This is a genomic window from Phenylobacterium sp., assembly GCF_036723115.1.
In the GTDB taxonomy this organism is placed as follows: domain Bacteria; phylum Pseudomonadota; class Alphaproteobacteria; order Caulobacterales; family Caulobacteraceae; genus Phenylobacterium.
Genome location: NZ_DAIMHV010000106.1, coordinates 1 through 9,120, shown reverse-complemented (window position 1 = coordinate 9,120; position 9,120 = coordinate 1). Strand labels below are relative to the sequence as shown.

The following is a 9,120-nucleotide window of genomic DNA, read 5'->3' as shown; positions in this document are numbered from 1 at the left end:
CCCATAGACTGGCCCCCCCGCCGCCCGCGCCAGGACGGCGAAACGCAGCGGGCCGAGAGGCGCGCCGGCGCTGGGGCTTGCGCTGGGAAAGACCGCCGAAACCACCACCGCCTGGGCCCCGGCCGCCAGCCCCCGCCGCGCCGCGCCCAGGCTGTGGGCCGCCGCAGTGACCTGAAAACCTGAGCGGCGCAGCGCTCCGGCGCGGCCGGCCAGGCGTTCGGGCAGGTGGATCCCGTCGGCGCGCACCCGTCGGGCCAAGCCCGCATCGGCGCCGATGAACAGACTCACTCCGCGCCGCCGCGTCAGCCGACGCAGGGCCTGCGCCTCGGCCTGGGCCTCCGGGCGACCAAAGCCGCGATAGACCACGCCCGCGCCCCGGGGCAGGGCGGCAGCGGCGGCCAGCACGTCGGGCGTGCGCTGCGGATCGGTGAACAGCAAGAGCGGCGGCAGGGGGTTTTGCCCAAGGCTGCGCGCCTTTAGACACCAGGCGGTCCGCCGCAGGTTCCAGAAGGTGTAGGCCGCGCCCATGTCCCCCAACGAGTCCGCTCCTCCATCCCGTCCGCGCCCCGGCGGCGCCTTCGATCCGCTGGCCGCCCGCGCCGCCATTCTGGCCCGGATCGAGGCCGCCGCCCGGGCTAGCGGGCGCACCGGCGCCGATGTGACCCTGACCGCCGTCTCCAAGCAACAGCCCTGGTCACAGGTCGCCCCGGTGGTGGCCGCCGGCCAGCGGGTGTTCGGCGAAAATCGCGTGCAGGAGGCCATGGAGCGTTGGGAGGGCCGCCGCGAGGGGCTGGAGCTGCGCCTGATCGGACCCTTGCAGACCAACAAGGCCGCCGACGCCGTGGCGTTCTTCCAGGTTATCGAGAGCCTGGACCGGGCGCGCCTCGCCGAGGCCCTGGCCCGCGCCGCCCAGAAGGCCGGCCGCTGTCCGGACCTGTTCGTCCAGGTCAATACGGGGGAAGAGCCGCAAAAGGCGGGCGTGGCGCCGGAGGCGGCCGACGCCTTCATCGCCGCCTGTCGCGCCCTCGACCTGCCGGTCGCAGGCCTGATGTGCATTCCGCCGGCGGACGAGCCGCCGGGCCCGCACTTCGCCCTGCTGGCCAAGATCGCCGTGCGCAATGGCCTTGGCCAGCTTTCCATGGGCATGAGCGGCGACTTCGAGACCGCCATCGCCTTTGGCGCCACCCATGTGCGGGTGGGCTCGGCCCTGTTCGGGGCGCGGGACTGAGCCCGGCCGACCCTCGTTCACGCCTCGATGATCAGCACGTCTCCGGGGGCGGCCAGGGCCAGCACGGCCTCCAGGTCAGGCCGGGCCAGCGCGATACAGCCCTCGGTGGGGGCGTAGTCGGGCTTGGCCAGGTGCAGGAAGATCGCCGAGCCCAGGGGGGCGGCGGGCGGGTCGTCGTTGTGCCCCAGCACCACCACCAGATCGTAGAGGCCGTCTTCACGCCAAAGCGCCTCATGGCTCGCGTCGAAGGGTCGCTTGACCGGGCGGTTATAGTCCGGATGGGCGGGGTCGTCGCACCAGCCGTCGTCCGGCGCGATGGGCGAGACCGGCAGGGCCGTGCGGGGCGCAGGCCCTCGGTCAGGGCGATAGAGGACCCGGCGCAGGGGCCAGGCGCCCAGGGGCGAGGCGCCGTCGCCCTCCCGCTTGTCCTGCGCAGCCACCATGCCCCCCTTGCCGATGGCGCAGGGAAAGGCGCGGTCGCCCGCCACGAAGCGGCCTTTCGAATCAGCGTTGAACTTCAAAGGGTCGCCCCCAATTTTCTTTGCCCGGGGGCTGCGATGCGGTGCATGTTCGACCTATGGCGCAAAGAAAGACTCTGCTGATCATCGACGACGACGCCGACCTGCGTGGAGCGGTCGCCGAGCAACTTCAATTGCACGAGGAGTTCAATCCCGTCGAGGCCGGCACCGGCGCCGAGGGGGTTGAGATGGCCCGGGCCAACCGCCCCGACCTCGTCCTGCTGGATGTGGACCTGCCCGACATGAACGGGCGCGAGGTCTGCAAGGCCCTGCGCGACCAGGGGGTGGCCGCCCCCATCATCATGCTCACCGCCGCGGCCTCCGACGAGGACACGGTCAAGGGGCTGGAAGCCGGCGCCAATGACTATGTCACCAAGCCCTATCGCTTCGCCGTCCTGCTGGCCCGCATCCGCGCCCAGCTGCGCAGCCACGAACAGTCCGAAGGGGCGGTCTTCCAGCTGGGCGGCTACGAGTTCCGGCCCTCGGCCAAGGTCCTGGTGGACGAGAGCCAGCGCAAGATCCGGCTGACGGAAAAGGAAACCAACATCCTCAAATACCTCTACCGGGCCGGGGACAAGCCGGTCTCGCGGGAGGAACTGCTGGCCGAGGTGTGGGGCTATAATGCGGGGGTGACCACCCACACCCTCGAGACCCACGTCTATCGCCTGCGCCAGAAGATCGAGCCCGATCCCGGCAACGCCCGGCTCCTGCTCACCGAAGCCGGGGGCTATCGCCTGGCGCCGTAGGCCGCCCTGGCCGGCGCCCTCAGGCGCTGGCCGAGCCCATGGGGCGCAGACCGAGCTCGGCCATCAGGGCGGCGTCGGTGTCCTTGTCCGGATTGGCGGTGGTGAGCAGCTTGCCGCCCACGAAGATGGAATTGGCGCCGGCCAGGAAGCACAGGGCCTGAAGCTCGCGGGACATATGCTCGCGGCCGGCCGACAGGCGCACCACCGCCTTGGGGCAGACCAGCCGGGCCACGGCGATCATGCGGACGAATTCCAGCCCGTCGACCCCCTGGCTCTCGCCCAGCGGCGTGCCGGGGATGGGCATCAGGTCGTTGATCGGCAGGCTGTCGGGATGGGCCGGCAGGGTGGCCAGGGCCTGCAGCAGGCCCGCCCGGTCGCGACGGGTCTCGCCCATGCCGACAATGCCGCCGCAGCAGGTGGACAGGCCCGCGTCGCGCACGGCCTCCAGGGTGTCCAGCCGGTCCTGATAGGTGCGGGTGGTGACCACCTGGTCGTAATAGTCCGGGCCGGTGTCCAGGTTGTGGTTGTAATAGTCGAGGCCGGCGGCCTTCAGGGCCTGGGCCTGGTCGGGCCGCAGCATGCCCAGCGTGGCGCAGGTCTCCAGGCCGAGCGCCTTCACGCCGGAGATCATCTCGGCCACCTTGGGCAGGTCCCGGTCCTTCAGGTCGCGCCAAGCCGCCCCCATGCAGAAGCGCTGGGCGCCGCCGGCCTTGGCCTCGGCGGCCGCAGCGATCACCGTGCCCGCATCCATCAGCTTGCTGGCCGGAACCCCGGTCTTGAAGTGCTGGGACTGGCTGCAATAGCCGCAGTTTTCCGGACATCCGCCGGTCTTCACCGACAAAAGCTGGGACAGCTGAACCTCGGAGGGGTCGAACCAGCGGCGGTGGACGGCGGCGGCGTCGAACACCAGCTCCATGAAGGGCCGCTCGAACAGGGCCTCGATCTCCTCGAGGGTCCAGTCATGCCGGGGCTGGGCGGGATCGACATGCAAGATCGGGGCGTTCATGCGGCACTCCTGGACAATGCGGGCGGACGCGGTCTGGACTCCTTTCCTATAGGCTGATGGAACCAGGCAAGGAAAACTCTTCCGACGGAGCAGACCATGGCGTCCGAGACCCAAGAGGTGGAACTGAAGTTCCTCTGCGATCCGGCCGACGGTCCGGCCCTGCTGGCCGCCCTGGGCGGCGAGGACCAGGGGGAGGCCGAGCTGGCCGCCACCTATTTCGACACGCCCGAGCGTGACCTGCGGGCCGCAGGCGCAGGCCTGCGCCTGCGCGACGAGCCGGGCGGCCGGCGCCAGACCCTGAAGGCCGGGCGCGGGCTCAAGCGCCGGGAAGCCGAGATCCCCGTGGAGGGTCAGGCCCTGGACCTCTCCCATCCGGCCCTGCTGGAGGTGATCGGCCCGGCGGCGGCCGAACGGCTCGAGCCCCTGTTCGAGGTCCGTGTCCGGCGGACCCTGCGCACCGTGGCCGAGGGCGAGGCGCAGGTCGAGGCGGCCCTGGACCAGGGGGAAATCCGCGCCGGACGGCGCAAGCGCCGCCTGTGCGAACTGGAACTGGAGCTGAAGGCCGGCGAGCCCGCCGCCCTCTTCGCCCTGGCCGGGCGGCTGTTCGACGTGGCCCCCCTCTATCTGTCCTTCGAGACCAAGGCCGACCAGGGGTTCGCCCTGGTGGAGCCTCCCGGCGCCCAGCGTCATGAGCCGCCCACCCTGAAGGACGGGGTGAGCGCGGCCGGCGCCTTCCAGGCCATGGGCCGCCAGGGCCTGGCCCAGCTGGCCGCCAACGGTCTGATCCTGCGCGCGGCCGACCAGCCCGAGGCCATCCACCAGCTGCGGGTGGCCGCCCGGCGGCTGCGCAGCGCCTTTTCCACCTTCAAGCCCCTGTTGGCCGGCGCCGAGGCCGAGCGGCTGAAGGGCGAGCTGAAATGGATCGCCGGCGCCTGCGACGAGGCCCGAGAGCTGGACGTCTTCCTGGCCGAAACCTATCGCCCGGCGGCCCAGAAGGGGGCGGCCATCCACGGCCTGGCCGATCTGGGCGAGGCGCTGGAGAGCGCGCGGGGCCGCGCCCATGCCCGCGCCCGGGCGGCGGTGGCCTCGGCCCGCTTCCGCCGCCTGCTGCTGGAACTCTGCGCCTTCGTGGAGACCGGCGACTGGCTGGAGACGCTGGAGGAGGGCGGCGGGGACGGGCTGGACTTCGCCGCCCAGGCCCTGGGCCAGCGCCGGCGAAAGCTGGCCCGCCAGGGGCGCAACCTGGCCCTGCTGGACGACGCCGCCCGCCACAAGGTGAGGATTGAGGCCAAGAAGCTGCGCTACGCCGCCGAGGGCTTCCGCCCCCTGCTCAAGGACAAGTCCGCGCGGCGCCTGATCAAGCAGGTCCGGAAACTGCAATCGGCCCTGGGATCGCTGAACGACGGCGCCGTGGCCGAGGCCCTGCTGACCCGGCTGAAGCTGGAGGGGCCGGCCCTCTATGCGGCGGGCCATCTGGCGGGCGAGCTCGCCAGCCGGCGGGGGCCGGGCCTGGCGGCGGCGGAGGCGGCCTTTGAGAAAATTCTGAAGATCAGCGATCCTTGGTAAGATTCACATAAAGATATCCTTATACGATCCTTGTCCGTCTGCCCCCGCCTCGGTATAGAGCGGGCAAACCGCAAGCTCGGGCCGGCCTGGCCCGCACCGCAGGAAATTCACCGACATGACCGACTATATCGTCAAGGACATCACCCTCGCCGATTGGGGCCGCAAGGAAATCGAGATCGCCGAGACCGAGATGCCCGGCCTCATGGCGGTGCGCGAGGAGTTCGGCGCCGCCCAGCCCCTGAAGGGCGCCCGCATCGCCGGCTCCCTCCATATGACGATCCAGACCGCGGTGCTGATCCAGACCCTGGAAGCCCTGGGCGCGGAGGTCCGCTGGGCCTCGTGCAACATCTTCTCCACCCAGGACCATGCGGCCGCCGCCATCGCGGCCTCCGGCACGCCGGTCTTCGCGGTCAAGGGCGAGACCCTGATCGAGTACTGGGACTACGCCCACAAGATCTTCGAATGGGCCGACGGCGGCTATCCGAACCTGATCCTGGACGACGGCGGCGACGCCACCCTGCTGACCGTGCTGGGTCCCAAGGCCGAAAAGGACCCCTCGGTCCTGAACAATCCGCAGAACGAGGAGGAGGAAGCCCTCTTCACCGTCATGAAGCGGTACCTGAAGGAGAAGCCGGGCTTCTATTCGGCCATCCGCGACGCCATCAAGGGCGTGTCGGAAGAGACCACCACGGGCGTGCACCGCCTCTACCAGATGGCCGAGCGCGGCGAGCTGCCGTTCCCGGCGATCAACGTCAACGACAGCGTCACCAAGTCGAAGTTCGACAACCTCTACGGCTGCCGCGAGAGCCTGGTGGACGCCATCCGCCGCGGCACGGACGTCATGCTGGCCGGCAAGGTCGCGGTGGTGCTCGGCTACGGCGACGTGGGCAAGGGCTCGGCGGCCTCGCTGCGCAACGGCGGCGCCCGCGTGATCGTCACCGAGATCGACCCGATCTGCGCCCTGCAGGCGGCCATGGAGGGCTATGAGGTCCAGACCATGGACGACGTCGCCGACAAGGCCGACATCTTCGTCACCGCCACCGGCAACAAGGACGTGCTCACCGTCGACCACATGCGGCGGATGAAGAACAACGCCATCGTCTGCAATATCGGCCACTTCGATTCCGAGATTCAGATCGCCGGCCTGCGCAACTTCAAGTGGGACGAGATCAAGCCCCAGGTCCACCATGTGGAATTCCCGGACGCCAAGAAGATCATCGTTCTGTCCGAAGGCCGTCTGGTGAACCTGGGCAACGCCACGGGCCACCCGTCCTTCGTGATGAGCGCCTCCTTCACCAACCAGACCCTGGCCCAGATCGAGCTGTGGCAGAACGGCGGGCGCTACGAGACCCAGGTCTACACCCTGCCCAAGCACCTGGACGAAAAGGTGGCCCTGCTCCACCTGGACAAGCTGGGCGCCAAGCTGACCAAGCTGTCCCAGGAACAGGCCGACTATATCGGCGTGCCCCAGGCCGGTCCGTTCAAGCCCGAACACTACCGTTACTAGAAGCGGATCGCCCGCGCCCGTGAGGCGCGAGCGAATATTCTGTGACGCCGCGCCGTCGCCCCTTGCGGGCGCCGGCGCGGGCCGTCTCTATGCGGGCCCATGCCGCTCGCCCTCATCATTTCCAGTCACGTCGCCGCCAGTCGGGTGGGCGGCGGCGCCCAGGCCCTGACCTTTGCGGCCTTCAAGGTGGACACCATGGTGGTCCCCACCGTGCTCTATGGCCGCCATCCCGGCTGGGGCCCGCCCGGCGGGGCCGCCGTGCCGGCCGACGCCATCGAGGGCATGCTGGACGGGATCGAGGCCAACGGCCTCTTCGCCCAGACCGACCTTCTGATCACCGGCTATTTCGCCCATCCCGATCAGGTCCGGGCCGCCGCCCGGGCCATTGACGCGGTGCGCGCCGCCGCCCGGCCGGACTCCGCGCGCCGGCCCTTCATCCTGGTGGACCCCATACTGGGCGACCACGGGGCGGGCCTCTATGTGGCGCCCGAGGTGGCCGAGGCCGTCGCCGCCGACCTGACCCCCCGGGGCGACCTGGTCGCCTGCAATGTGTGGGAGCTGGAGCGCCTGACCGGCGCCGAGGCCCGCACCCCGGCCCAGGCCGTGGACGCCGCCCGCCATCTGGGCCGGCCCTGCCTCGTCTCCTCGGTGCAGCGCGGGGCCGAGATCGGGGTGGTCTATGCCGATCGGCGCGAGGCCTGGCTGGCCGCCCATCCCCGCAGCCCCACCGCGCCCAAGGGCACGGGCGACCTGCTCACCGCCCTCTATGGCGCAGCGGTGCTGGACGGGCTGTCGCCCTCCTATGCGCTGGCCCGCGCCGTGGGCGGGGTGGCCGAAACCATCGCCGCGGCCCATATGTGGAAGACCGCCGAACTGCCCGTGGTGGCCATGGCCCAGCGGCTGAAGGCCACCTCTCCCCATGTGCGTATGGAGCGACTGGCCTGACCGCTTCCCCCGAACCCGTCCCCATCCACGGCCATTGCGCCGGCGGCCTGGAGGCCGTGCGCGAGGCCTTCGCCGCCAATTTCGCTGAGGGGAGCGAGCTGGGCGCCCGCTTCTCCCTGGTCCGCGACGGAGAACTCGTGGTCGACCTCTGGGCCGGCCACGCCGACCGGGCCCGCAGCCGGGCCTTCGACGACCAGACCCTGACCCCGGTCTTCTCCACCACCAAGGCCGTGGCGGCCATTCTGATCGCCCGCCTGGTGGACCAGGGCCGTCTGGACTATCGCCAGCCCGTGGCCGAGGTCTGGCCGGACTTCGCCGCCGCCGGCAAGGGCGAGATCACCGTCGAACAGGCCCTGTCCCACCAGGCGGGCCTTTCGGGCTTCGTCGAGGCGGTGGAGCCCGCCCTGTGGTTCGACTGGGACGCCACCTGCGCCAGGCTCGCGGCCATGGCGCCGCTGTGGCCGCCGGGGACCGCCAGCGGCTATCACCCGGTGACCTATGGCTATCTGGCCGGCGAGATCTTCCGCCGGGTGGACGGGCGCACCATGGGCGCGGCCCTGCGCGAAGACCTGGCCGGCCCCCTGGACCTGGATCTCTGGATCGGCCTGCCCGACGCCGAACACCCCCGCTGCGCAGACCTGCAGCGCCCGCCGGCCTTTCCCGACTTCGGCGAGATCAACGTCCCCACCCGCGCGGCCTTTCTGGAGCCCTGGTCTTCCCCCGGCGGCCGGGGGCAGGCGGAGTGGCGCCGGGCGGAGATCCCCTCGGCCAACGGACACGCCACGGCCCCGGCGCTCGCCCGCCTCATGGGCGCGCTCGCCAGCGGCGGAGACCTGGACGGCCGCACCGTCCTCTCCCCCCCGGCCATCGCCCAGATGGCCCGCCAGCGGATCGCCGGCCAGGACCTGGTCCTGCCCTTCGTCATGAGCTGGGGCGCCGGCGTCATGCGCAATCAGGCCCTGCATCCCTGGGGGCCGGGGGATGAGACCTTCGGCCATTCCGGCTGGGGCGGCTCCTGCGCCTTCGCCGATCCGCAGACGGGCCTGGCCGGCGCCTATGTGATGAACAGGCAGTCGGCCCACCTGCTGGGCGACCCGCGGGCGAAGCGCCTGATCGCGGCGGCCTATTCGGCGATCTGACCCGGCCTTATTTACCCGGGTAAAATAAGCGCCTATATCACCCGGGTGAAAACCCGGAGGGCGAAGGTATGGACCGCGCCGCGCGCAAGGCCGCCACGGCCGAATACAAGGAACGGCCCCCCGCCTGGGGGGTGTTCGCCGTGATCTGCAACGCCACGGGCCAGGCCTGGGTGGGCGCCAGCCGCCACCTGGACACCGCCCGGAACGGCCTGTGGTTCTCCCTGCGCCTGGGCTCCTGCCCCTATGCCGGCCTCCAGGCCGCCTGCCGCGCGCACGGGCTCGACGCCTTCCGGTTCGAGGAACTGGAGCGCCTGCGCCCCGACTATCCCCCGCTCGGCCGCGCAGACGAGCTGAAGCGCCGCCAGGCCCTGTGGGCGGCGCGGCTGGAGGCGGCCGTCCTGTAGGCGTCCGAAGTCCGCCGGACGGGAGCCTTCGTCCTGTGCTGAGATGGCCGCCGTCCAGCCA

10 protein-coding genes are annotated in these 9,120 nt (G+C 71.1%); 7 read left to right on the top strand and 3 right to left on the bottom strand.

Translation table 11 applies throughout. From position 1 onward, the window contains the following. A partial coding sequence (locus V7D28_RS11150) for a thiamine phosphate synthase (RefSeq protein WP_333587457.1) occupies nt 1–528 on the bottom strand: 528 nt, incomplete at its 3' end. Here V7D28_RS11150 and V7D28_RS11145 point away from each other — a divergent pair. Beyond that, entirely contained in the window at nt 527–1,228 is a 702-nt protein-coding gene (locus V7D28_RS11145; protein ID WP_333587455.1) for a YggS family pyridoxal phosphate-dependent enzyme, read from the top strand. The genes V7D28_RS11150 and V7D28_RS11145 overlap by 2 nt on opposite strands. A 17-nt stretch (nt 1,229–1,245) precedes the next feature. Here the strand turns inward: V7D28_RS11145 and V7D28_RS11140 are convergent, their stop codons facing one another. Next, nucleotides 1,246–1,749 (bottom strand): L,D-transpeptidase family protein, encoded by a 504-nt coding sequence (locus tag V7D28_RS11140; RefSeq protein ID WP_333587454.1) that lies wholly within the window; start codon nt 1,747–1,749, stop codon nt 1,246–1,248. Nucleotides 1,750–1,805: 56 nt separating this feature from the next. Here V7D28_RS11140 and V7D28_RS11135 point away from each other — a divergent pair, with 56 nt between their 5' ends. Next, nucleotides 1,806–2,492, top strand: coding sequence for a response regulator transcription factor (locus V7D28_RS11135; protein WP_333587453.1), 687 nt, complete (start codon nt 1,806–1,808; stop codon nt 2,490–2,492). Between the two features lie 19 nt (nt 2,493–2,511). On the opposite strand, the gene bioB is transcribed toward V7D28_RS11135, so the two are convergent. After that, a complete protein-coding gene (bioB, locus tag V7D28_RS11130; RefSeq protein ID WP_333587452.1) occupies nt 2,512–3,498 on the bottom strand; it encodes a biotin synthase BioB in 987 nt (328 codons plus the stop codon). A gap of 96 nt (nt 3,499–3,594) precedes the next feature. Between bioB and V7D28_RS11125 the strand changes: the two genes are divergently transcribed. The 5 genes from V7D28_RS11125 (at nt 3,595) to V7D28_RS11105 (ending at nt 9,059) form a co-directional block, all read left to right on the top strand. Beyond that, nucleotides 3,595–5,064, top strand: coding sequence for a CYTH and CHAD domain-containing protein (locus V7D28_RS11125; protein WP_333587451.1), 1,470 nt, complete (start codon nt 3,595–3,597; stop codon nt 5,062–5,064). A 115-nt stretch (nt 5,065–5,179) separates the two neighbouring features. After that, nucleotides 5,180–6,571 (top strand): adenosylhomocysteinase, encoded by a 1,392-nt coding sequence (ahcY, locus tag V7D28_RS11120; RefSeq protein ID WP_333587450.1) that lies wholly within the window; start codon nt 5,180–5,182, stop codon nt 6,569–6,571. Between the two features lie 99 nt (nt 6,572–6,670). After that, on the top strand, nt 6,671–7,516 hold the full coding sequence (locus tag V7D28_RS11115) for a bifunctional hydroxymethylpyrimidine kinase/phosphomethylpyrimidine kinase (RefSeq protein ID WP_333587449.1): 846 nt from the start codon (nt 6,671–6,673) through the stop codon (nt 7,514–7,516). A gap of 56 nt (nt 7,517–7,572) precedes the next feature. Next, a complete protein-coding gene (locus V7D28_RS11110; protein WP_442957930.1) occupies nt 7,573–8,655 on the top strand; it encodes a serine hydrolase domain-containing protein in 1,083 nt (360 codons plus the stop codon). Nucleotides 8,656–8,723: 68 nt separating this feature from the next. Then, the gene (locus tag V7D28_RS11105; protein WP_333587448.1) at nt 8,724–9,059 is read left to right on the top strand and encodes a GIY-YIG nuclease family protein; all 336 of its coding nucleotides are present in this window, start codon (nt 8,724–8,726) and stop codon (nt 9,057–9,059) included. Nucleotides 9,060–9,120 lie beyond the last annotated feature (61 nt).